A 22,415-nucleotide genomic window follows, 5' to 3' on the forward strand; every position below is an offset into this window, starting at 1 on the left:
GATCGATCAGCTCGCGGAGTCAAGGGGATTCGGCCCGAGGTCACTGGGCAGCCCGAGCTTGCCCGGGTTGAGCAGGCCCTGCGGGTCGAGGGCCCGCTTCACGGCGACGAACGTGTCGAACCCGGAGCCGAGCGTGTCCGCGAGATACGGCCCCCGGAGCAGACCGGAACCGTGGTGGTGGCTCAGCGCGGCGCCGTGGCGCACCAGCACGGCGTTGGCCGCGTCCCATGCCGAGCGGTACCAGTGCCGCCGTTTCTCCGGTTCGACGTCGCCGCGGAGCGAGAAGTACAGGCACGCGCCGTCGGTGTAGGCGTGGGACTGGTGCGCGGACGCGGCCAAGGTGCCAGGAACGGCCTCGATCGCGGCCACGACCTCGTCGTAGATCGTGGGCAGCGCCGACCACGCGCCTGCCATTTCGAGTGTGTCGGCGACGAAACCCGGGCCGGGGGTGAACCCGTCGGCCGACTTGCCGACCAGCATCCGCTCGTCCAGCCAACGCTCGAAGACGGCCTGACCGTCCAGTTCGGACCCGGTCGCGGCGCAGACGTCGGAGCTGACCCGGAGCATCGCGTCGACCAGCACCGGGTCGCCTTCGTCGGCGATCAGCAGCAGATTGGTGTCTGGCAGGCCGAAATGTGTCCCGCTCTCCAGCTTGTCGTAGAGCCGCATCGCGGCCGGGGTCGCACCGCGCTGCATGATCAGCCGGCACGCCTCCAGGCCTTCGGCGAAGGTTTCGAAGCCATAAGCGACGGCCTTGGCGTAGCCGGGCAGCGGGTGCGTGCGCAGGCGCACGGAGGTGATCACGCCGAGCGTGCCCTCCGAGCCGACGAACAGCTGGCGCAGGTCGGGGCCGGTGGCGGCCCGCGGATAGTCGCCGAATCGGGCGAGCGTGCCGTCGGCCAGCACGACGTCGAGGCCGACCACCATGTCCTCGATCTTGCCGTAGCGGGTGGAAAGCTGCCCTGCCCCGCGGCAGGCCACCCAACCGCCCACAGTGGACAGTGCGAACGCGGACGGCCAGTGTCCCGTGGTGGCGCCGTGCGTTTTCTGCAGTTCGGTCTCGAACAGGTCGCCGAACATACCGGCCTGCACGTCGACGACCTGGGAGTCCGCGTCGAAGGACAGGATCCTGTTCAGTCCGCAGACATCCAGCACGACGCCGCCGTGGACCGGCAGTGCGGCGCCGGTGACGTTGCTGCGTCCCGCGGACACCGTCAGCGGCACTTTGTGCTCGCCGCACAGGCGGACCACGGCTTGCACCTGTTCCACCGTGCTGACCTCGGCGATCACCGCGTCCGGCGTCGCCGGGTTCCCCGCGGTCTCGCCGATCATCGAACCGGCCCACCAGTCGCGGGTGCGCAGCACCACCTCGTCGTGCTCGGTGTGCACGGCGTCCGCGACGCCTCGCAGCGACTCGGTCAGCGCGGCGGGCACCGAGACGACGGTCGTCTGCAGCGACGCCGGGCCCTGACCAGGAGGCGTCCGGTCGCCCCAGCGGGGCGGCGTCGGAGCCCCGACCACGTACTTCCCCCGGTTGAACGGGTGGGCGATGGTCTGGCTGCTGATCATGCGTTGTCTCCCAACAGAATCGACTTCTCCCGGGCGACGTCCGCCCGATAGTCCTCCACTTGCGACGCCACGGTCTCCGGTGGCAGGCCGAGTTCGGCGCCGAGCAATTCGCCGATGAGCGGCGCTGCCTCGGCGGAGGCGTCCCTGGCGAACAGCCGTAGCCGCGTACGCCGGGAGAGCACATCGTCCACCGAGCGCGCCATCTCCGACCTGGCCGCGAACACCACCTCCGCCTTGAGGTGCGGCTGGCCGGGGACGAGCGGCTCGCCGAGCGTCGGGTCCTCGTCGATGAGCGCGCTCACGAAACGGGCTTCGGTCCCGTAACGACCGCCGAGGTGTGCGGCGGTCCCGCCGGTCGCCGCGGTGGCTTCGGCGTCGTATCCGGCGCCGCCGAGCAGGGGCAGGTTCTTGGTACGGCAGCGGGCCTTGCGGCCCAGTAGCCCGAGCGCCTCGTCCACGACGAGTTCGCCCATATGCCTGCTCGTGGTGAGTTTGCCGCCGGTCACGGTGACCATGCCCGAGGCGACGGTGATGTGGTGATCGCGCCGCATGTCGAGGGTGGTCCCTTCGGAGCCGCCGACCAGCGGGCGCAGACCCGCGTAACTGCCCAGGACGTCTTCGGGACCGAGTTTGGTGTCGAAGGCGATCGTGGCGCCTTCGAGCAGGAACTCCATCTCACCGCGGGTGCAGTGCACGTCGTCGGTCGAACCGTCGTAGTCGGTGTCCGTGGTTCCGACGACGACGACATCGCCCCAGCGGGTGCAGGTCGCCCGCCTCGCGCGGCCCGGGATGGGCACCGTGACGGTGCAGTCGTTGCGGATCTTCGACCAGGGCAGCACGATATGGACGCCCTTCGCGGGGCGCACCTGCGGCCGGTGTCCCGCGGAGGCCATGCCGTCCACGTCGTCGGCCCACACCCCGGTCGCGTTGACGACCACCCGCGCCCGGACGTCGATCCGCTCGCCGTCGGCCTTGACCGTCGCACCGGTCACCCGCCCACCCGTGGTGCGCAGGCCGGTCACCTCGGCCCCGTTGGCCACGACGGCGCCGAGCCGGGCCGCGCTGCGCACGATCGCGAGGGTCAGCCGGGCGTCGTCGGCCCGGCTGTCGTAGTACATCAGGCCGCCACGCAGGTGGTCCGCTCGCAGGGTCGGGGCGTGCGCCAGCACTTCGTCGACCGTGAGCCGCTGGTGCAGCTTGCCGATCCGCCAGCCGCCCGCGAGGTCGTATGTCCACAGCAGACTCTCGAAGGCGCGGGCGATCCGGGCGTCGAAAACCCCGTCCTTGGCCAGGATCGGGAACAGGAAGGGCAGCCGCTGCACCAGATGCGGGGCGTTGCGGCGGAACCGCTGGCGTTCCAGGAGGGAATGCCGGACCAGGTCCAGGTTGCCCTGCTCGATGTAGCGCAGGCCGCCGTGCACCATCTTGGATGATTTGGACGAGGTCCCGGACGCGAAGTCGTCCCGTTCGACCAGCGCGACCGACAGGCCGCGGGCGGCGGCGTCCAACGCGCAGTAGGCGCCGGTGATCCCGCCACCGATCACGAGAAGGTCGAACTCGCCGGCGTCGAGTCCGGTCAGCGCGCTGCGACGGTCCAGTCGCAGCAGCGCCGATGGGGTCGCTCCCGCTGCGACGGCATTCGGCCGCCGGGACGGCAGTGTGAACATGATCGAGGAACCTCTCCACTCAGAACTGGGGTTTCACGACAGCGAGACGGCGAGCACGTCTTGCCAGCGCGCCCGTAGCTTCAGCCGGTCGGTTTCGGCGATGGCGGGCTCGAAGATCCGGCCGGGTCGCTGGTGGGCGACGGCCTCGGCCAGCGACGGCCACAGCCCGAGCCGGGTGCCGGCGAGATAGGCGGCGCCGCGCAGGCTGGCGGTGGCCGAATCCGCCACTCGTTCGATGGCGAGACCGGTGAAATCGGCCTGGCTCTGGAGCAACGCGTCGCTCGCCGCCAGACCGCCGCCGACCCGGAGATGGGTCATCGGCCGGTCCATGGTGGTGCGCAAGGCGTCGGCGGTGTCGCTCACCGCGTGGGCGATCCCGTCGATCACCGCACGGGCCAGTACCTCCCGCGTGGTCGCCAGGTTCAGCCCGGCCAGCATGCCGCGGGCGTCGGGCCGTAGCACCGGAGTGCGCAGTCCGGCCAGCGTCGGCACGAACCACGTCGCCTCGCCACTCGGCTGCGCCGCGGCCAGCGCGCTGATCTCGGCCGCCGAGGCGAACAAGCCGAGGTCTTCGATGAGCCATCGCAGGGCGGAGCCGGTGGTCGAGGTGTAGGACTCGAGGCTGAACCGGCTGTGGCCGCCGCTGCGCCAGGCGACCAGGCACAATACGCCGTCGAGGCCGCCCACCGCGTCGGGTGGTTCGTCACCGGCGAGCGCGCCGACGAACGTGCCGGTGCCGTGGACGCAGGTGGCCTGGCCGGGCGCGAGCGCGCCCAGCGCGATCAGGGACGCGTGCTGGTCACCCATCACCGCCGCGATCGGCACGCGGATGCCGAGCAGATCCGGGTCCGTGTAGCCGTAGTCGCCGTCGTCGTCCAGTGGCGGCGGTGCCGACTCGGTTGGAAACCCCAGTGTCTCCAGCCAGTTCGTGTCCCAGCCGTGCTCCCGCAATCGGTAGCCGCCGAACGCGACGGCGTTCGTCGCCGAGATGGCGTATCGCTCGCGGCCGCTGAGATGCCACACCAGCCAGGTGTCCACCGAGCCGAACAGCACCCGCGCGGCTGGAACACCGAGCTTTTCGAGCTGCCTGGCGGCCCACAGGAACGGGGCACGGGTGCCGACCGGGCGCCCGGTTTCCGCCCACAGATACCGGTCCCACTCCGGGGCGAGCTTCGCCAGTTCGGCGGCGTAGCGGCTGTCCTGCCACACCACGGCGGGCGCCAGCGGCCGCCCGGTCTCGCGGTCCCAGAGCACGGCGGTCGCCCGCTGGGTGCAGATCGACATCCCGGTGATCTCCACGCCGTTTTCGGCGGCCCACGTCACCGCTTGGCGCGCGACGTCGACAGTCCGCTCCAGCAGCTGCATGGCGTCCTGCTCGACCTCGGCCGGCCGGGGGTGGCTCACGTCGATGGCGGTGTAGAAGGAGGGCCCGCACCGTCCGTCCTCGCCCACGACGGCCGCCCTGGTGCCGGTCGAACCCTCGTCGACGGCCAGGATCCCGCGCCACATCACGCGCTCCCGAGCTTGAGGTCGATGGTTTCGTCGTCGGGATCGACCCCGCTGCGCGTGGGGTCCCAGCGGACGATCAGGCAGGAGACCAGGCCGAGGAACGGCACCACCGCGAGCAGGGCGATCGTCGGGCCGAGCCCCATCGATTCCTTGATCTGCGGGAACACGTAGAGCCCGACGACACTGCCGAAACTGCCGAGCATCCCGGTCACCCCGGTGCCGAGGGTGCGGATGTCGCTGCGGTAGGACAACGCCGCGATCGATTTGCCGTTCGCGCCAGGTCCGGCCGAGTGGAAGAAGATGAACAGGAACGGGAGCAGGAAGCCGACGGCGATCGGCAGCTTGCCGAAGCCCAACCCCATCACCAGCAGGATGGCGAACGCGAAGGCGTAGCCGATGGCGGAACTCGTCCGAAGGCCGATCTTCTTGCCGAAGTACGCCGAGAGCGCGCCGCCGATGATCCCGGCGATGTTGAAGATCATCGAACCCAGCGTCGCGGTCTGGAACGCCTGCCCGAAGATCGCCAGGCTGATCACCGGCAGGTACCACCCGACGGCGAAGTACTGCATCGACTGGGTCAGGGAGATCGCCGTGGACAGGAAGGTCCGCGGCAGATACGGCTTGCGGAACAGCACCCCCGCGTGCCGGAACCCGATCTTTCGTTCCTGGGCCGGGTTTGGCCCGCTGGTGGTTCCCGGTGTCACCTGGAAACCGTAGATCCGGCGAAGGTTGACGGCCGCTTCCGCGAGCCTGCCCTTCGCCGCGAGCCACGACGGGCTTTCGACGAGGAACAGCAGCTGCAGCACCAGCAGGACGAGCGCGAAGACACCGGCCGACCCGACGGACCATCGCCAGATCCCCACTCCGGCGTCGAGCTGGAAGAACACCAGCGTCAGTCCCAGGTTCACGGTGGTGGCGACGTACCAGACGGACTGCCAGAGATTGAGCCGTCCGCGCAGCTTCGCGGGGGTGTACTCCGCGAGCATGGCCATGGCCACCGCGAAGTCGATCCCGTAGGCGACACCGACGAGGCCGCGTCCGAACCAGACCTCGCCGAACCCACCCGCCGTCGCGGTGAGCACGGCCCCGATCGCCGCGATCGCCTTGGCCGCGATCAACGGTTTGACCCGGCCGATCCGGGCGGCCAGCCAGCCGCCGATCGGGTTGAACAGGATGGCCACCGCCGGCGCGGTCGCGGTGAGCACACCGACCTGGGTGGAGCTGAGGCCGAGCTCCTTGATCATCGGGGAGAGGCCCGCGCCGAGGGCGGCGTTGGAATAGGCGTCCAGGAAGAGCCCGCCCAGCACCAGATACCACAGCAGATTGGCCTTGCGCGGCAACCTCGAAAGCCCGTTGACGAGCGCGGCTACCTGGGAGACGTTCGAGATCGAGCCTGTCGGGCTGAGCGTCGATGAACTCATGGACCGCCAACTTTCTGCGCTGGCTGTCAGCGATCCGACACAAAAAAACAGACACGACGAAGACCGCTGACAGTGGCTCTTCGTCTGTGCCTGTCTGAAGGGAGAAGAGTAGATCCCGATCCTGGGCCCGTCAAGACGGCGCCCGGTCCGGCTACAAAGGACACTCGCGCGGAAAGATCTTCGCGAGGTCCCGCGGTTACGCCTGCGGGGAGCTCAAAGAGGGGTTCCTGGCCTGCCCCCGTTGATGAGTCCTCGTCCGATGGCGTCCAGTACCTCGGTCGACGCCCTGACCGCGCGGAAACCCCGGTCGGTCATCTCCTTCTCGTAGTCGCCGACGGCCGTCACCAGCGGCGTCCCCTCCTCGAGCACCGACCGCAAACACCGGGTCAGGGTGCCCGCGTCCGCCAGCGCGGTGTTGGCGCCGGAACCCTTGGCGGGCGGCATGGCGTGAATCGCGTCGCCGAGCAGGGTCACGTTGCCCGGCTCCCAGGCGGGGACCGGGACCGAGGTGGCCATGCGCAGGAAGAAGGTGTGCTCCGGCCAGGCCTGCTCGACGATCGTGCGCAGGCCGGGGTGCGAATGCCCGGTCAGCACGATCGCGCGCCGGTGCAACGCGGCCGGGTCGAGAGTGGACAGTGCGGCATCGCCGCCCGGCAACCGGTCGGCCGTGATGGTGATCGCCCACATCACGAAGTCCGTCCGGTCGGTCAGGCGCAATCCCGGCCAGAGCCGGTCGGCGGCCTGCTGCGGGTCGTTCGAGAATCGCAGCAGGCCGATCCCCATCGCCGGTTCGGTACCGGTGATCGCCGCGAACGAACCGCCGAGCCCGGGCGGCAGTGTCGCGCTGCTTTCGGGGGTGATCGGCGACTTTCCGCCGATCCACCGGATGCCGGTGTCACGTGGCCCGGCATGGGGCAGGTAGCGGCGGCGCACGGCCGAACCGATGCCGTCCGCGCCGACCAGCAGATCGCCTGTCGCGTCGCCGCCGTCGCGGAAACGCACCCGGACCCTGGCGCCACTCTCGAACCGTTCGACCGCCTTGCCGAAGTGGACGGCGTCATCCAGTCCGGCGAGGAGGATCTCGCGCAGCGTCAGCCGGCTGACGGCCGTGCCGGGGTTGATGATCGCCTCTGGGGCGGGTCCGGGTATCGGCACCTCACGGATCCGGTGCCCGGCCGCGGAGAGCACCATGAACCTTTCGTTCGGTTGTCCGCGCGTGTCCAGATAGAGCCGGTAGAGCGGTGCCGGAAGGCACGTTCGCAGTGCGTCTTCACCACGATCGTCGATGTGGACTCGATGCCCTTGCGCCCGGTGACGAGGCGACGGGTCCTGCTCGAAGACGGCGACGTCGATTCCCGCTCGCCGTAGCCCTTGCGCCAGGCACAGTCCGCCGAGCCCTGCTCCCGCGATGAGTACTCGCATGATTTCACTCCTCTTGGTCACTTGTTCGTCATCGGCCCGGCGAGCTGTGCAGCCTGGCCAGTACGTCCGGCACGAGTCGCCAGGACTCGGGGCCCGCCCGTTCGGCGCGCCATGCGACGACACCGTCCGGACGGACCAGCACCAGCCCGTCGGCCGAGATGCCGTATCGGCACAGGGATTCGCCGCTCAGTTCCCGGATTTCAAGGGGGCGGCCACCGGTGTCCGGCCGTGTGGCCGGTATCGACGGCACGGCGTCCGGCCCGGCCAGCATGACGAAGCCGTCGCCGAAAGAGTCTATTGTGGACTCTCCGTCGGCGAGCCGCGCGTAAGCGGCGCGGGTGCCCGGCCGTCCGGTGGGTACCAGGGGATCCTCCTCCGCCTCGCCGTCGTCGGACCGGGAAAGTACGGCCGTCGACCGGTACCTGGACCCCAGTCCGTCGGTCGATCGGTCCATCGAGGCTTCAGCGCCCGGCCCTCGTTCTGCGTCATAACTGTCGAGCAGGCCGAGACCGGCCTCGCCCCGCGAGATGGCGGCGATCTTCCAAGAAACGTTGTGCGCCTGTCGGATATGCGTGTCGCCGCTCATACCCGGCGTCGGCGGCGCGACACACGCGGCGTCGCCGATCAGGACCAGCCTGCCGTCGGTGAACCGGTCGGCGGTGCGCGCGGCGATCTCGAACGGCGTACGGCCGATGATCGTGACGTCCACATCGGATCGTCCGATCGCGGTGTGGATCAGCTCGACGCTGCGTTCCTCGGTCAGCTCGGCGATCCGCGACGGCTCAAGGGAAACGACGAGTGCCCAGCGATGCCGCCCCGGTTCCGGCAGCACCATGCCGTCCACGGCGCGGACCAGGTAGCCGCCCGCTTCCGGGGACGGTGACACCTCGTCGAGATCGGCGCGGAACGCGATACTGAACCGGTGCCCGAGCGTGCCGGGGCCATGGACACCGATGTCTGCCGCGGCGTCGTCCGGGGATCCGGCCGCCAGTACCAAGAACTCGCTTCTCACGGTGCGTTCCGAGCCGCCCGCGGCACGCAGCACCGTGGTGACGCCGTCGGCGTCCTTGGCGTATCGGACGAGACGGGTGCTCATCCGTATCTCGGCACCGAAGTTTCCGGCGGCCCAGTGCAGAACGTCGGACAACTCGCCGTCGTTGCAGTAGCACGGCCGCATCGGGCTGACCGATTCCGGTATGGACGGCCACGGCGGCGGCTGCATCGACAACACCGGGCCGGCCAGCGTTTCCACGGTGGCGATCGCGCGGGGCGTTGTGTCGTCCAGCGCGATGGCGAGCACCGGACCGGCGAATCCCGCGCTGTGCAACGCTTCCATCGTACGAATGGTGAGCCGGTGGTTTCGAGGCGAACGCGGCCGCCGGGGGAGTGGGTCGACCACGAGCGCGGGTACGCCGTGCCGTCCGAGGAACGCGGCCGCGGACAAGCCCGCGATGGTCGCTCCCACGACGAGTACCGGGATGTCGGTGTGTCCCCGGTTCACCGCTCGGTCTCGCCGCCGGCCGGGGCCAGGATCCGCTTCTCGCGCACGCGTTCGGGGCGGATCCCGTAGGCGATCAACCGCCCCATGAGCTTGCCGACCAGCCCGGCGCCGTCTTCGGCCGCGGTGTCGGTTCCGGCCGTCGCACCGTTGAGATCGACCCGGAGCGCGGCGCGTTGCAGCAGTTGGATCGCGGCCGTGGGCGGGGTCCTGCGCCGCTGGACCGCCGCCAGTGCCGATCGGGGTACCGGGATCCCCTCGCGACGGCATCGCAGCAAGGGTGCGGTGAGGGCGTTGGCCGCGGCGACCGCGTCCTGCACGGCGAGGTTCACCCCGACTCCACCGACCGGGGACATGCAGTGCGCGGCGTCGCCGATCACCAGCATGCCCGGCACATGCCAGCGGCGTAGCCGATCGACTCGCACGTCAAGGAAGCTGAGCGCGTCGATGGACTCGAGTTCGCCGACCCGGTCGGCCAGGAACGGGGCGAGCCGCGCGACGGTGTCGCGGAACGCCTCGATACCGGCCGCGCGCAACGCCCGGATCCCGTCGCCTTTCGGGATCTCGACGAAGGATTGCCAGTAGGAACCTCGATCGATCAGCCCGAGGATGTCCCCGCCGTCGAGCCGGAGGGTGATCCCCTCCGTCGGATCGTCATCGCGCCGGGACAGCCGGAACAGCACGACGTCGATGGAGACACCCATCGCCCGGGGGTGCAGACCGGCCGCGGCACGGGTGACCGACCGCCGTCCGTCAGCGGCGATCACCAGATCGGAGCGGAGCTCATGGTCCTCTTCGCCGCTCCGGTAGCGGACACCGCATACGCGGCCGTTCGCCCACAGGACGTCGTGGAGCGACGAGTTCATCAGCAGCCGGAAGTTCGGGTATCGCGCCGCCTCACCGGTGATGAAGTCGAGGAAGTCCCACTGCCCGATCATCGTGATGAACGGGAACTTGACCTTCAGCCGCCGGAAGTCGGCCAGTTCGCGGCGCTTGCCCGCCCTGATCATGCTCATCGAGCCGATCTTGTGATGCGGCCGGGCGTGGAGCTTCTCGGCCAGCCCCAGCTGGTCCAGTACATCGAGCGTCGCCGGGTGGACGGTGTCCCCGCGGAAGTCGCGCAGGAAGTCGCCGTGCCGCTCCAGCAAGGTCACTTCGACGCCGGCGCGGGCCAGCAGCAGCGCCGCCATGGCACCGGCCGGACCGCCTCCGACGACGCACACGGTGGTGGATCGATTCTCGGTCACGAGGCACGCCCCTTTTCTTCAACAGTGACGAAGAAAAAGTAGCAGCCGACGAGCCGATACTTCAACACTGTTGAAGATATGGGTGCCGCGACTATGCTGGCGCGCGATGAGCATCGTGGAGAGCCCCGATCCGGGGGCACGGCCGAACCGGCAGGGCCGATGGCGGTCCGGACAGGAAAGCAAGCGCAGGATCCTGGCCGCCGCCAGGGCGAACTTCGCCGCCAACGGCTATCAACGAGCGACCGTCCGGTCCATCGCCGCGGACGCCGAGGTGGACCCCGCGATGATCCACTACTTCTTCGGGCGCAAGGATCAGCTCTTCGCCGCGGCGATGAGCATGACCGACAGCCCGCGCGAACCGATCGGCGCCTTGCTCGACCAGGGACTGGACGGGCTCGGCCCCCGGCTCGTCCGCCGTTTTCTCGAGGTGTGGGACGCGAACGGGCACGTCGAGCCCTTGCTGATCATGGCGCGTTCCGCGAACGACAGCGAGTCCTCGGCCTCGATGCTGCGGGAGTTCATCGACCAGGAGTTCACCGCGAGACTGGTCGCGGCGCTGGACGCGCCGGACGCCGCGTTGCGAGGTGACCTGGTGAGCGCCCAGTTGCTCGGGCTGGCCGTGGCCAGGTACGCGATGCGACAGGAGCCGCTGGCGTCGGCCGACCACGACACTCTGGTCGCCTGGCTGGGTGCGATCGTTCAAGGCCTGCTCACCGGGCCGTCGCCGGGCGGTGGCGGATGATTCGAATTCGGGCGTCTTCACCATTCTCTATTCGCCCGGAAAGGCGAGAGTTCCAGCGAATTCCGATTTGCGTCATCATGGAAAGGTAAATCGCGGGTCGCTTCCCTTGATCGTCACTGTTAGCCTGAAGTCGTGACGCTCCAAGTATTCACTCTACTCGTGGGTGCGGGGTTCGCCGCCGGTCTGTCCGGGACGATCGCCGGACTGGCGTCGCTGTTTTCTTATCCCGCGTTGCTCGCCGTCGGCCTTTCTCCGGTGTCCGCGAATGTGACGAATACGATTTCGCTGGCCATCGGCAGTATCGGTGCCGTGCACAGCTCTCGCGAAGAGTTGTCCGGTCAGGGCCGGGTCCTGCTGCGGCTCGCGCTGGTCTGTGTGCTCGGCAGCGCGGCGGGCGCGGCGCTGGTCCTGGTCACCCCGCCCAGCCTCTTCGAAAAGGTCGTGCCGTTCCTTGTCGGTGGCGCCTCGATACTGATCCTGGTGCGACGGCGGAGCGCGGAAACCGCCGGGGACGAGCGTTCCGGGGCAGGGCATCGCCACGGATGGCTCGCCTTCTGCGGTGTGTTCGCGGTTTCGGTGTACAGCGGCTATTTCGCCGCGGCGGCCGGGGTGATGGTGCTGGCCGTGCTGCTCGCGACCATGCGCGAGACATTGCTTCGCGCCAACGCGCTGAAGAACGTGCTGATGGTCGTGGCGGATGTGGTCGCCGCGGCCGGTTTCGCGTTGTTCGGTCCGGTGGACTGGACACTGGTGCTCCCGCTGAGTATCGGTTTGCTCGCCGGTTCATGGCTGGGCCCCGTGGTGGCGCGCCGGTTGCCCACCGATGTGCTGCGGATCGGTATCGCGCTGGCGGGTGTCGGGCTCGCGATCAAGCTGGGCTTCGACGCGTTCTGACCGGCCGAGCGCCTCGGTGATCGCCCAGGCGAGGGCCTGGTTGCTCGTGACCACGGGGCGGCCGATGATGCTCTCGATCTTCCCGATCACCGGGGTCGCCCGTAGCGAGGTGCAGCAGATCAGCAGGCCGTCGGCGCTCGGCGTGCAGGTTTCGCGGGCCGCGTCCACGATCGCCGACGGTGGCACGCGGGTGATGTCGGGATCCTGCCGGAGTTCGAAACCGGTGATGTTGTCGACGTCGAACTCCTCGTTCGCGAAATAGCCGGCGATGGCTTCGTTGAGCCGCCGGACATTGGGCGTGAGGATCGACAGACGCCTGATCCCCCGGTGCCGCAACGCGGCGGCGGCGGCGCTCACCGGGGAAAGACATCGGGCACCGGGCTTGGCGGCCCGGAGAAGCCGTTCCACCGTGTCGTTGCCGATGACGGCGGCTCCCGCAGTGCACCCGTAGACCAGGACGTCGAGATCCTGACCGGGCAGGATGCCCGCGGCGGCCGGGGTAATCCTGGCCGACGTCGCGCGCAGGCTCTCCGCGGTGATCGGATTCGTGTTCGCCATCCGCGTCGTGCACAACCTGATGGCGGAGGGGAGCAGCCCTCGAAGATCGTCTTCGATGTTGACGTCGGTGGCGAGTGCCAGCAGTCCCGCGGTGCCTGCCGGTCGAGTGTCGTCGAAGTCTTCGTCGGCCCAGTCGGTGCGTGTCCGTATCCGGGTCATCGGATCGGCATGTCCTCCTGCACGGTGGTTCGGTGGATGACCCGCTTGTACCTCTTGGTGTCGAAGGTCGTGGCGGCGTGGACCACCCGCCGGTTGTCCCAGAGGACCACATCGCCCTGGCGCCATTTATGCCGATAGACGAACTGCGGCCGGCACGCGTGTTCCGTCACCGTGCGAATGAGATCGCGGCTCTCCCGCTCGTTCATGCCGACCGCGCCGACGCACATCCGCGCGCCGAAATAGAGCGCCTTCCGGCCGCTTCGAGGGTGGGTGCGGACGAGTGGCCAGCGCTGCGGTGGTTCCTTTTCGAGTTCCAGCTCCGCCACGCTGATGATCTCGGGTTTGCCCAGCTCGCGAAGGAAATCGTTCACCCCGCGGACGGAGTGCAGGAGTTCCACGTCGTCGAATTGCTTCTTCGTCACCTCGTCCAGCGCCTCATAGGACGAGTACGTGCAGGCGAACAGGGTGTCACCGCCTTCGGGTGGGACCTTGACGCCGTACATCATGCTGATCCAGGTCGGTGCCGCGTATTGCGAATGATCGGCGTGCCACTCGAGTTCCCGTGCGTCCGGTTCGCCGTTCTCGTCGGTGGGGGCGAACAGGACGGCCTTCTCGGAGGGGTTGCCAATGACGAAGATCTCCGGGTTCCCGGCCTGCCGGTCTTCGAAGCGAGGGGGGAGGTCGAGTTCGCCGAAAGCGCGACAGAACCGAACCTGCTCTTCCGGCGTTATCTCCTGATCCCGGACGAGAAGTACCCCGAACTCCTCTAGCCCGGCCTGTATCCGTTCGCGGGTGCTCTCACTCGGCACCTCCCCGACATCGAGATCGATGACGCGGGCGCCGAGTGGCGCGTCCAGCGGTTCGAAGCGAAGCTGTGTTCCGTTGCGGGTGTTCACGAGTTTCACATCCTTTGGTAGGCGTGGGCCACGGCAGTGTGTTCCTCGGCCTTCTCCGACAGCATCTTGGCCGCCAGCGACCAGATCTCCGGGCGGGCCTCACGGAAGGTCGGCCCGCCGGCCGGTGGTTGGTCGGTCAGCCTCGCCTCGCCTCGGACCAGCAGGTCGAGGGCGGCTACGACGACATCGCCGCATGTCTCGTTGATCTGGAGAAGCAACTGGGGCAGCGTCGTGACCGCGGGTGGATCGATATCGCGGACGAGGATCACCGGACCGAGATCGACTCCGGAGTCGATGAGATGGGCGCTGACGCCCTGAGGCAGGTCGTGGATGACGGCCCAGATGTACGGGTTGTTGCCTCGGACGTCGGGTAACCGTCCAGGATGGACATTGACGATCCCGCCCGGTACGGCGTCCATCACCGGCGTCCGCAGGATCCGGGTGTCGCCGAGTACACCGAGATCGAGGTTCGCGTCGAGTAGCGCTTCTCGCGTGGCCGCGTTGTTGTGATCGTCCACCGTCACCAGTTCGATGCCATGTTCGGCGCAGAGCAGCTCCGTCGGCTTCGGCGGGCTGAATCCGACAGCCTGCCGTAACTTCCCGAGCTGGGATACGCGGCCCTTCTCGGCAAGCGGGGAGTCTTCTTCGATGATCAGGCTGGGAACGAAGCCGGTTTCGACGAGCCGGTTCAGCATCATCTCCCCACGCGGGTGAGCTTTGAGATTCAGGTAGGCGAAGCGCAGGTCCTCGTGCGACGAGAAGTCGCGGATCTCGAACGGTCGTGACTGAGCCACGTTCAGAACTCCCATCTCGGTTCTCCTGGTCGGATTCGGTCAGCGCGGCAGGCCGAGCGCGTCCGCCACGCGGTCCAGGTGGGTGTCGGCGTCACCGAAGGCGAGGGCCGAACTCGTCGCGTGGAGGAGATAGAGGTGCAGGTCGTGCTCGGCGGTGAAGCCGATGGCACCGTGTACCTGATGTCCCAGCGCGCATACTCGCTGATACGCGTCGCTCACCCAGCTTTTGGCGGAGGAGACGGTCATCGCGGTGTCGTCGGTGAGGACAGGGGACGACGACAGGCTCCAGACCGCCTCGTAGGCGATGAATCTCGCTGTCAGCACGTCGATGGCGATGTTCGCGCAGTGGTGCTGCACCGCTTGGAAGGTCCCGATCGGCTTGCCGAACTGACGGCGCCGACAGGCGTGTTCGACGGTCATGTCGAGTACGCGCCGCGCGCCACCGACCATCTCCGCGCAGGCCGCGGCGGCACCGAACGCCTCGGCGGTTTCGAGGACTTCGTGCCCGCCCCCGGCACTTCCCAGCACGGCGTCGACGGGCACCGTGACGTCGTCGAACCGGACCCGGCAGTACGGGGTCGGCCCGATGGACGGCTGACTGTCCGCGGTGATCCCCGTCGTCTGCGCGACATCGACCAGGAACGCCGTCGACCCCGTACCGGTTCGTGCGACTACGAGGAGTCCGTCGGCCGTGGCGGCGAACGGAACGAGATCGGCGGTCCCGATCAAGGTGAAGTGATCGGTGTCGGCGATCGCGGTGACGATCGGGCCCGCGGCGTCCCCGTCCTGACGTGGCGCGGCCGGCGCATAGGTGACTTGCCCGCCGGAGGCAAGCCGGGTGAGCCAGGACGCTCGTTGCCCGTCCGTGCCGAAGCGGTCGATCGGCATCTCGGCGCAGGCCGTCGTGGTCGGCAGCGGGCTCGGAACCTGCGCGGCGCCCAGTTCCTCGAACAGCAGGCAGCTTTCCAAGAACCCTTCGCCGACGCCGCCGAACTCTTCCGGTATGGACAGTCCCGGCCAGCCGAGTTCGATCATGTCCTTCCACAGGCCGGCGGAAAAGCCGTCACCGGACCGGACTGCGCGGACTCCCGCCGTCGCGGCGTTCGCCCGCAGTACCTCCCTGGCGGTGGTTTGGATGAGCTCCTGCTCCGGGGTCAGGGTCAGGTCCATGCTCACTGCTCCCGCGCAGGCGGAATCTTGTCGGAACGCACCCAGACTCCTGGCTCCGCCTCCCAGAACAGCTGGACGAGCACACCACCTGTGTGCTTGGGGTGGATGAAGGTGTGTTTCCAAGCGGCGCCGTCCTTCACGCCTTCATCGAGCCCGAACGTCGGCACCAGATGCGCTTCGCAGGCGGCCATGGCGTCGTCCCAATCGGAGACCTCGAAGGTCACGTGGTGCACCGCGGGCCCGTTCCGTGCCAGGAACCTGTCCACAAAGGAATCCTCGCCACGCCCGGTGATCACCTCCCAGCAGATCGTGGAGCCTGGGATGTTGAGCACCAGGTCGGCCATGTCCGGGATCTCGTCGTCGGGTGTCCGCCAGATCTGAACGAAATCGGCCAGCCCCTCGTACCAGCCCGCCAGTTCATCACGGTCGTGAAAGGCCTGGCAGATGTGGTCGATGCTCACGATGCCGAGCGTCGGTCCCTCGGCGGTGGTCGAAGGGACCGCCGTGGCGTCGTCGTCGCCGACCATCGCCAGATGCCCCGGACCGCGCAGGCGCCACAGGACACCGGGTTTGTGCTGTGGTGGCGACAGTGAGGCCTCCACCCATCGGCCCGGTACGGAATCGGTGATCTTCAAACCGTGCCGTTCCAGTTCCAGCACGGCCTCCTCGAGATCCGGCACCTCCGCTCCCACGTGGTGCACCCCGCCGCGGTCGCCGCGCTCGTCAAGCCATTCACGGAGCGGTGAGTCCTGGTCGGACGGGGCGAGAACGACCCAGTACTGGCCGTGCGCGCCGGGCACCGCCATGCTCACTCCCTGGACCCCCTCACGGCGGTTGTCCCAAGTGCGCAGGGGCCGGAAGCCGAAGACGTTCGCCATCAGCGCGGTCTGCCAGGCCAGATCGTGCGTGACCACCGCGATGTGGGCGATCCGGTAGATACGGAGCACGAGTCCTCCTCCGGGAGTCAAACAGGATGTGGTTCGATCCAGTCGTAGCCGCCGGTCACCAGTTCCTTGACCAGGCGCAGGTTGTACCGATTCATCGCGGCGATCCGCTCGGCGAGCGCGGCGACCTCGGAGTCGAAGTCCGCGGCCGGGAACAGTTCGTTCACCAGTCCCCACTCGAACGCGCGTCGTGCGTCCAGCCGGATCCCGGTGAACAGCATCTGCTTGGCGCGTGCCCGGCCGATACGTGCCGGTAGCCGTTTCACACCGCCCCATCCCGGAGCGTTGCCGCCGGCTTCGGGCTGGTCCGGGTCGCCGTCCTCGGTCATCTTCGGCCGGAACGGCGGCCTGGCCGACAAGGTGATCTCGACCAAGCCCAGCTTCGCGTCCTCGTGGGCGACGATGAAGTCGGCGGCGAGCGCCAATTCCAGACCGCCGCCGAGGACGTAACCGTGCACGGCGGCGAACACCGGGATCGAAAGCCGCTCCATCATCGCGAAGGTCCTGGAGCCGAGCCTGCCCTGCTCCACGCGATCGGCGTTCGTCAGTGAACCTGCCCACTGGAGGTCCATCCCGGCGCAGAAGGCCCGGTCGCCCGCACCGCGCAGGACGGCCACACAGACGTCCGGGTCGCCGTCGATCTCGGTGAAGACCCGGTGAAGGGCGTGAAGCATATCCGGGGTCACCGCGTTGAGCTTGTCCGGCCGGTCGAGCGTGATCCAGCACACCCGATCCTTCACCGTCGCGTTCAGTCCGTCGTACATCGAATCCTCCTCGCGTCTGCTCAGCCCCGGGGTAGACCGAGGCCCCTGGTCGCGATGACGTTGCGCTGGATCTCCGAAGTGCCGCCGAGGAACGTGGAAGCGACCGCGTCGAGCCGCGAGCGGGTGAAGGCGCCATCGAGTGGTGCGGACCGGTTCGCGTCCCCGCGCCGCAGGACGCTGTGACCGCCGAAGACCCGGGCTCCGGTCCTCGCCAGCCGCTGATGCAGTTCGGCGCTGAACACCTGGTTGACCGAGGCCTCGTAGCCCGGGACGGCGTCCGGCCGTGACGCCGAATAGCGCGCGACGTTGTACAGCGCTCTGATCTCGACGTAACGGCGGGCTACCGAGGCTCGGGCGCCGTGCGTCCACTCCGGCCGCAGGTACGTGGCTCCCCGCCGGGACTTGAGGAACTCGACGAGGCGCTTGAGGTCCTGCTCCAGCTTGACCGTCGCGCCGATACCCGCGCGTTCGAAACTCAGGGTGTCCATGGCGACGTACCAACCCCGGTTCTCTTCGCCCACCCTGTTGGCCACCGGGACGCGGACGCCTTCGAAGAAGATCTCCGAGTAGGGGCGCGCACCCCGGAGGTCGTTGATCGGGCGGACGGTGATCCCCGGGGTCTTCACATCGACCAACAGGAACGTGATGCCGCGGTGGCGCGGTGCCCCGGCGTCGTCCCCGGTGCGGACCAGGACGAACAGCCAGTCGGCGTGTTGTCCCAGCGAGGTCCACACCTTTTGCCCGTCGACCACGTAGTGCCCGCCGTCCCGCACCGCGCGGGTGCGCAGGCCCGCGAGATCGGAGCCGGCTTCCGGCTCGGAGAATCCCTGTGCCCAGGTCCGCTCGCCGCGGGCGATCGGCGGCAGGTGCGCGGCCTTCTGTTCCGGCGTGCCGTGTGCGAGCAGTGTCGGCCCGAGCAGGAAGACACCGAGCCCGTTGACCGCCGGTACACCCGCTCGCATCAGCTCCTCGTAGAGCACGAACTCCTCGGTCGCCGACAGCTCCGCCCCGCCGTACTCGCGTCGCCAGCGCGGTGCGATCCAGCCGCGTGCGGCCAGGGTAGAGGCCCATTCGCGGGCTCCGCGGGCCCGGGCAGGATCCGCGCTCCGGCGGTCGGCCATCCAGTCGTAGCCCCGGACGTCCTCCGGTTCCAGACCTTGCTCGGCGTCCGGATCTGGCCGGTAGGCGTCCGGAAAGCGGTTCCGGACGAATTGTCGTACCTCTTCGCGGAACGCGGCTTGCTCGGGGGTGTCGTCCCAGTTCATCCGACCCCTTCCGTCGCCGGTTCCGGGACGCCTGCGAGGCCACGACTATCCCAAGTGGACGGTGTGATCCCGCGATCGCCGGCGGCTCGCAGTTCGTGCTTGGCCACCTTGTCGGTCGGCGTGCGGGGCAACGTGCGAACGAACTCGACGTAGCGGGGAACCATGAAGCCCGGCAGCTTCCGCCGGCAGTAGGTCAGCAGATCTTCATGGGTCAGTGCCGAGTCCTGCCGCAGGACGACCGCGATCTTCACCTCGTCTTCGCCCAGGTCCGAAGGAACCCCGAAGACGGCGCATTCCTGTACGGCGGGGTGCGAGTTCACCTGCGATTCGATGTCGAACGCGGAGATGTTCTCTCCGCGGCGCCGGATCGCGTCGGCCATGCGGTCCAGGAAATAGAAGTAGCCCTCATCGTCCTGCTCGACCCGATCGCCGGTATGGAACCACATATTGCGGAAGGCGTGCGCGGTGGCATCGAACCGGCCGTAGTAGCCGGCCGTCAAGACATAGGGCTGTTTGGGACGAAGGACGAGTTCACCGGCGGAACCCGGTGGCAGAGGCCGGTCTCTGTCATCGACGACGGCCGCTTCGAAACGTCTCGAGTTGACCTGCCCGCACGATCCGGTGCGCCAATGGCCGAACGGGCTCGCGATCGGCACGCCCGCCTCGGTGCTGGTGTACGCCTCGACCGACCGTACGCCGAAGCGCTCGTGAAACTTCGCGTCCAGCGCGGACTTCCCGGTGTAGAAGACCTTCAGCGGATGGTCTCTGTCGCGTGGAGTGGGTGGCTGGTTGAGCAGGATGGGCAGCATCGAGAACACCGAGATCGCCACCTTGGCGTCGAAATGACGGACGTCGTCCCAGAACCGAGAGGCGCTGAAGCGTTCGACGACGGCGATCGTCCCGCCGGTCAGCAGTGCCGACATCATGCCGTCCCACAGCCCGGCCGCGTGGAACAGGGGGAGCGGGCAATAGATCTTCTCACCGTCCGGGTTCACGAAGTCCGCGACGTCCTGCGCGCATGCCAGCGCCAGCGCGTGCGGCACCAGTGCGCCTTTGGACGGCCCCGTGGATCCCGAGGTGTACATGATCGCGAGAAGATCGGAGAAGCAGGCGGTGTGCTCGGGCCGGACGTCCGGGTGAGCCAGGAGGCTCGTCAGGGTGGTCGTGTCCCAGGAGACATGGACATCGGGAGGGGCGCCCGCCTCGGTGCGCACGATCACCCGGCGGAGATCCGGCAGGAGGTCCGGAGCTGCGGGAAGACGGCTCGCGAGTGGCTGATCGATGATGACCGAAGAGCACTCGGAACTTCCGAGAACGTGTCTCAGCAGGTCGCCACGGTAGGCCGTGTTGACCGGTACCGCGACGGCTCCGAGTTTGGCCAGTGCGAAGACGGTGAACACGATCTCCGGGCAGTTGGGCAGCATCACGGCGACGTGGTCACCGGCCTCCACACCGGTCGCGGCCAGCCCGCGCGCGAGCCGATTCGACCGAGTCTCCACCTGGCCGAAAGTATAGGTGACATCACGGAATTCCAGGAACGGCTCATGCCGGTGCGACTCCGCGCGCTCTTCGAGAATTCTTCCCAGTACCAGTTCTTCCACGGATCCTTCGGGCATCACGTCTCCGAACGCCACCGATCGGTGGCACAGCTACGTCGACCGCCGCCGGCTCAGGAAATGAGACCGGCCGGACCGGGTTCTCCGGGGCGTGGCGCCACCGGCGGAACGTGGGCGGCCCTGTCATTGCCGGACATATCTCTGTGGTCCACTCGGGACTTTGTCCTGACGAGACGACTTGTCGTCGTGAACGACGATTCCTGTCGTCGACTCCAGGCTTGCGCTCGATCGGTCGCGCTGTACATCCGCCATTCGAGGGTTCTGCCGATCACCCCGGGCGTCGGCCGGCTCGTGGCAGACCCTGTCGTCGAATCGGCCGCAAGCGCTTACCAGGCTACGCATATGAAAGTCCGGACTGAAATAAATAACGAAATTCAGACTTCTCGACGCCGGGTCGGAATGATCTTCGTAGCGACTACGATATTCGTAGGTATGGGATGAGTTCGAGCCTTTGCCGTCACCCGGTCGGCGGATGGGTCATCCGATGATGGGCACTATGCTCGGCGAGCGCCAGACTTAATTCGTCGCAGACGCTATGAGCCGCGCGGCGAAATAGTGACGAGCAGATGTGCGGCCGGTATGGCGATAATTGTGTCGCCCAGCGGGGTACGCGGCCGCCGAGTCGTTCAAGTTCGGAAGGTTTCTCGATGGTTGGCCAGGCGGCAGAGGCAGGTTTGAGTCGTTACACCGCCAATATTGCCGCCTACCTGGATCATTGTGGCAGTAGCGACCGGGTGGGCAGACTCGCGGCGTCGATCAGGTTCGGTATGGACCTGCGTCGAGCCGACGGCCTCGTCGCGGTTTCGCATCACAACTTCCCGCTCAACCGCCTCGGCGACGGCTCCCGGCTTCTTTACGGCGGCTGCGTCGATTTCGCCGAGGTTCGGCGGATTCTGTCGCGTGAAATCGAACGGCACGGTTGTGCGCTGGTGGTGGGACGTCGACCCGCGGAGTCGCGTCGGCCGGGTAGGGAAGCCGGCTTCTTGCTCATCGACGGTCTCGACGCTGATCGTTGGCACGTCGAGGATCGCTTCGTCGAGGCGGGTGGTGAAGGAACTGCTGCGCCTTTCCGTGACTGGATCCGGGAAAGTGAACTCGCGGAGCTCATGGCCGTTCCCCATCGCGGCTCCGAACCGAATCGTATTCGCACCGTGATGGCCTTCGGTTATGCGACGCCGGTGCCCGCCGGAACGCGGTATCTTGTCGTTCGAAGACGTTCGTCGGCCGCCACCGTGGAACCGCCGGACCGCTGGAACGACGACAGTGCGGCGGCGTTGGATCGTCTTGGAGACCGTATCTCCCGTGATCCTGACCTGCTTTCCGATCCCTGCGTACTGCACGGCTGCTGGACCGCCGCGCAACACCATTTGTTTCGTTGCCGTTTTCTCGGAGAGCAGCTTCGGTTCGGAACGACGAGGGTCTGTCAACGTCGAGTGCTGCACGCCGCCGCCCGTCGATGGTCGCGGTTGCCATATGTTGTCCGGTCCGCCGCGATTAGTTCGCGTGAGGTGTCTCGCGTGTCGGCGGCGTGCGACGCACTCCATGAGCTCGCTGAAGCCGAGACCGAGGTCGACAGTTCCGCCGCCGGCGCGCTGACGGTCCTGCGGGGAACCGGGGACTAGGCCGTCATGACAGCTGTACATGGAGCCGATCACCAGTTTGGGGTAGTGGTGCGGGAAACAGCCGAGAGCACGACGGATCTCGTGCTCAGAAAACCCGATGTGCCGGATGCGGCGTCGATGTACGAACTCGCGTACCGCTCCGAGTGGACGGAGGCGGAGCCGCTCGGCACATATGTCAACTTTTGCCGGGATTTCGCTGCCACCTCCTTGGTCGCCGTCGAAATGACCGGGCTGACCGGTTTCCTGCTCGGCTACGTCAAACCCCGCGACCCTTCCAGCTATTTCGTGTGGCAAGCCGCCGTTCGACGAGGAGCCGCTCCCGGTAACGTCGCATACGCGATGCTGGCGGACATGGTCCTGCGGGTCCGGAGCGATGCGGTGCGGTACTTCGAGGTGGCGGTAGGTGCCGACGATCACGTCCTGGCCGAGATCGTGCACAGGCTCGCCCTGGATCAGGCCGTCGAACTCGGGGTGACCGAATTGTTCTCGGACGGCGAGACCGGATCCGGTCATGGCGCGAAGATGCTGTACAGGTTCGCGATGCGTGAAGCGGCGCAGGCGCGGCAGGGCGGTCGTGCAGACAGGGGCTGATGCCGCCGTGGCTGGTCCTGCCGCTCGCGAAGGATGTGACCAGTCCTGCGAACGACCCGACATGACG

General features: G+C 67.9%; 19 protein-coding genes. 4 read left to right on the forward strand and 15 right to left on the reverse strand.

Translation table 11 applies throughout. From position 1 onward, the window contains the following. Positions 1 to 6: 6 nt before the first annotated feature. From ACIBTM_RS26620 to ACIBTM_RS26650, 7 genes are all read right to left on the reverse strand, one after another. The gene (locus tag ACIBTM_RS26620; RefSeq protein ID WP_395879851.1) at positions 7 to 1,569 is read right to left on the reverse strand and encodes an FAD-binding oxidoreductase; all 1,563 of its coding nucleotides are present in this window, start codon (positions 1,567 to 1,569) and stop codon (positions 7 to 9) included. After that, the gene (locus ACIBTM_RS26625; protein ID WP_395879852.1) at positions 1,566 to 3,236 is read right to left on the reverse strand and encodes an FAD-dependent oxidoreductase; all 1,671 of its coding nucleotides are present in this window, start codon (positions 3,234 to 3,236) and stop codon (positions 1,566 to 1,568) included. The genes ACIBTM_RS26620 and ACIBTM_RS26625 overlap by 4 nt, the downstream gene beginning before the upstream one ends. Before the next feature lie 33 nt (positions 3,237 to 3,269). Continuing rightward, positions 3,270 to 4,745, reverse strand: a complete 1,476-nt coding sequence (locus ACIBTM_RS26630; RefSeq protein ID WP_395879853.1) for an FGGY family carbohydrate kinase — start codon at positions 4,743 to 4,745, stop codon at positions 3,270 to 3,272. Next, entirely contained in the window at positions 4,745 to 6,166 is a 1,422-nt protein-coding gene (locus ACIBTM_RS26635) for an MFS transporter (protein ID WP_395879854.1), read from the reverse strand. Before ACIBTM_RS26635 ends, ACIBTM_RS26630 begins: the two co-directional genes overlap by 1 nt. Before the next feature lie 213 nt (positions 6,167 to 6,379). Then, on the reverse strand, positions 6,380 to 7,588 hold the full coding sequence (locus tag ACIBTM_RS26640; protein WP_395879855.1) for an FAD-dependent oxidoreductase: 1,209 nt from the start codon (positions 7,586 to 7,588) through the stop codon (positions 6,380 to 6,382). Positions 7,589 to 7,616: 28 nt separating this feature from the next. Further along, positions 7,617 to 9,089, reverse strand: coding sequence for an FAD-dependent monooxygenase (locus ACIBTM_RS26645; protein WP_395879856.1), 1,473 nt, complete (start codon positions 9,087 to 9,089; stop codon positions 7,617 to 7,619). Next, positions 9,086 to 10,333 (reverse strand): FAD-dependent oxidoreductase, encoded by a 1,248-nt coding sequence (locus tag ACIBTM_RS26650; RefSeq protein WP_395879857.1) that lies wholly within the window; start codon positions 10,331 to 10,333, stop codon positions 9,086 to 9,088. The genes ACIBTM_RS26645 and ACIBTM_RS26650 overlap by 4 nt, the downstream gene beginning before the upstream one ends. A 106-nt stretch (positions 10,334 to 10,439) precedes the next feature. Here ACIBTM_RS26650 and ACIBTM_RS26655 point away from each other — a divergent pair, with 106 nt between their 5' ends. Both ACIBTM_RS26655 and ACIBTM_RS26660 read left to right on the forward strand, forming a co-directional pair. Then, the gene (locus ACIBTM_RS26655) at positions 10,440 to 11,075 is read left to right on the forward strand and encodes a TetR family transcriptional regulator (RefSeq protein WP_395879858.1); all 636 of its coding nucleotides are present in this window, start codon (positions 10,440 to 10,442) and stop codon (positions 11,073 to 11,075) included. Between the two features lie 132 nt (positions 11,076 to 11,207). Then, positions 11,208 to 11,969, forward strand: coding sequence for a sulfite exporter TauE/SafE family protein (locus ACIBTM_RS26660; RefSeq protein WP_395879859.1), 762 nt, complete (start codon positions 11,208 to 11,210; stop codon positions 11,967 to 11,969). On the opposite strand, the gene ACIBTM_RS26665 is transcribed toward ACIBTM_RS26660, so the two are convergent. The 8 genes from ACIBTM_RS26665 to ACIBTM_RS26700 are packed head-to-tail and all read right to left on the reverse strand — an operon-like array spanning position 11,859 to position 20,135. Continuing rightward, on the reverse strand, positions 11,859 to 12,686 hold the full coding sequence (locus ACIBTM_RS26665; protein WP_395879861.1) for a hypothetical protein: 828 nt from the start codon (positions 12,684 to 12,686) through the stop codon (positions 11,859 to 11,861). The genes ACIBTM_RS26660 and ACIBTM_RS26665 overlap by 111 nt on opposite strands. Continuing rightward, positions 12,683 to 13,582: a TauD/TfdA dioxygenase family protein gene (locus tag ACIBTM_RS26670; RefSeq protein WP_395879862.1), complete on the reverse strand. Its 900-nt coding sequence runs from the start codon at positions 13,580 to 13,582 to the stop codon at positions 12,683 to 12,685. The genes ACIBTM_RS26665 and ACIBTM_RS26670 overlap by 4 nt, the downstream gene beginning before the upstream one ends. Before the next feature lie 5 nt (positions 13,583 to 13,587). Continuing rightward, a complete protein-coding gene (locus ACIBTM_RS26675) occupies positions 13,588 to 14,391 on the reverse strand; it encodes a formyltransferase family protein (RefSeq protein WP_395879863.1) in 804 nt (267 codons plus the stop codon). A 24-nt stretch (positions 14,392 to 14,415) separates the two neighbouring features. Next, positions 14,416 to 15,546 (reverse strand): acyl-CoA dehydrogenase family protein, encoded by a 1,131-nt coding sequence (locus tag ACIBTM_RS26680; protein ID WP_395879864.1) that lies wholly within the window; start codon positions 15,544 to 15,546, stop codon positions 14,416 to 14,418. Between the two features lie 2 nt (positions 15,547 to 15,548). Further along, the gene (locus tag ACIBTM_RS26685) at positions 15,549 to 16,493 is read right to left on the reverse strand and encodes a VOC family protein (RefSeq protein WP_395879865.1); all 945 of its coding nucleotides are present in this window, start codon (positions 16,491 to 16,493) and stop codon (positions 15,549 to 15,551) included. A 17-nt stretch (positions 16,494 to 16,510) separates the two neighbouring features. Further along, on the reverse strand, positions 16,511 to 17,254 hold the full coding sequence (locus ACIBTM_RS26690) for an enoyl-CoA hydratase/isomerase family protein (protein WP_395879866.1): 744 nt from the start codon (positions 17,252 to 17,254) through the stop codon (positions 16,511 to 16,513). Between the two features lie 20 nt (positions 17,255 to 17,274). Next, a complete protein-coding gene (locus ACIBTM_RS26695) occupies positions 17,275 to 18,519 on the reverse strand; it encodes an acyl-CoA dehydrogenase family protein (RefSeq protein WP_395879867.1) in 1,245 nt (414 codons plus the stop codon). Continuing rightward, complete coding sequence (locus ACIBTM_RS26700; protein WP_395879868.1) at positions 18,516 to 20,135, reverse strand: AMP-binding protein; 1,620 nt, start codon at positions 20,133 to 20,135, stop codon at positions 18,516 to 18,518. Before ACIBTM_RS26700 ends, ACIBTM_RS26695 begins: the two co-directional genes overlap by 4 nt. 647 nt (positions 20,136 to 20,782) lie before the next feature. On the opposite strand from ACIBTM_RS26700, the gene ACIBTM_RS26705 reads away from it, so the two are divergent. Together ACIBTM_RS26705 and ACIBTM_RS26710 are read left to right on the forward strand one after the other, a co-directional pair. Beyond that, positions 20,783 to 21,757: a hypothetical protein gene (locus ACIBTM_RS26705; protein WP_395879869.1), complete on the forward strand. Its 975-nt coding sequence runs from the start codon at positions 20,783 to 20,785 to the stop codon at positions 21,755 to 21,757. Positions 21,758 to 21,802: 45 nt separating this feature from the next. Beyond that, positions 21,803 to 22,348, forward strand: coding sequence for a hypothetical protein (locus ACIBTM_RS26710; RefSeq protein WP_395879870.1), 546 nt, complete (start codon positions 21,803 to 21,805; stop codon positions 22,346 to 22,348). Positions 22,349 to 22,415 lie beyond the last annotated feature (67 nt).

Origin of the sequence: Amycolatopsis sp. NPDC049868 (assembly GCF_044461365.1) — a bacterium.
Taxonomy (GTDB): Bacteria; Actinomycetota; Actinomycetes; order Mycobacteriales; family Pseudonocardiaceae; genus Amycolatopsis.

What these genes read in the sequence shown, in the direction of transcription:
- ACIBTM_RS26620 (WP_395879851.1), bottom strand. Translation starts at nt 1,569, where the DNA reads ATGATCAGCAGCCAGACCATCGCCCACCCGTTCAACCGGGGGAAGTAC.
- ACIBTM_RS26705 (WP_395879869.1), top strand. Translation starts at nt 20,783, where the DNA reads ATGGTTGGCCAGGCGGCAGAGGCAGGTTTGAGTCGTTACACCGCCAAT.
- ACIBTM_RS26640 (WP_395879855.1), bottom strand. Translation starts at nt 7,588, where the DNA reads ATGCGAGTACTCATCGCGGGAGCAGGGCTCGGCGGACTGTGCCTGGCG.
- ACIBTM_RS26625 (WP_395879852.1), bottom strand. Translation starts at nt 3,236, where the DNA reads ATGTTCACACTGCCGTCCCGGCGGCCGAATGCCGTCGCAGCGGGAGCG.
- ACIBTM_RS26630 (WP_395879853.1), bottom strand. Translation starts at nt 4,745, where the DNA reads ATGTGGCGCGGGATCCTGGCCGTCGACGAGGGTTCGACCGGCACCAGG.
- ACIBTM_RS26700 (WP_395879868.1), bottom strand. Translation starts at nt 20,135, where the DNA reads ATGCCCGAAGGATCCGTGGAAGAACTGGTACTGGGAAGAATTCTCGAA.
- ACIBTM_RS26635 (WP_395879854.1), bottom strand. Translation starts at nt 6,166, where the DNA reads ATGAGTTCATCGACGCTCAGCCCGACAGGCTCGATCTCGAACGTCTCC.
- ACIBTM_RS26665 (WP_395879861.1), bottom strand. Translation starts at nt 12,686, where the DNA reads ATGACCCGGATACGGACACGCACCGACTGGGCCGACGAAGACTTCGAC.
- ACIBTM_RS26680 (WP_395879864.1), bottom strand. Translation starts at nt 15,546, where the DNA reads ATGGACCTGACCCTGACCCCGGAGCAGGAGCTCATCCAAACCACCGCC.
- ACIBTM_RS26675 (WP_395879863.1), bottom strand. Translation starts at nt 14,391, where the DNA reads ATGGGAGTTCTGAACGTGGCTCAGTCACGACCGTTCGAGATCCGCGAC.
- ACIBTM_RS26690 (WP_395879866.1), bottom strand. Translation starts at nt 17,254, where the DNA reads ATGTACGACGGACTGAACGCGACGGTGAAGGATCGGGTGTGCTGGATC.
- ACIBTM_RS26695 (WP_395879867.1), bottom strand. Translation starts at nt 18,519, where the DNA reads ATGAACTGGGACGACACCCCCGAGCAAGCCGCGTTCCGCGAAGAGGTA.
- ACIBTM_RS26655 (WP_395879858.1), top strand. Translation starts at nt 10,440, where the DNA reads ATGAGCATCGTGGAGAGCCCCGATCCGGGGGCACGGCCGAACCGGCAG.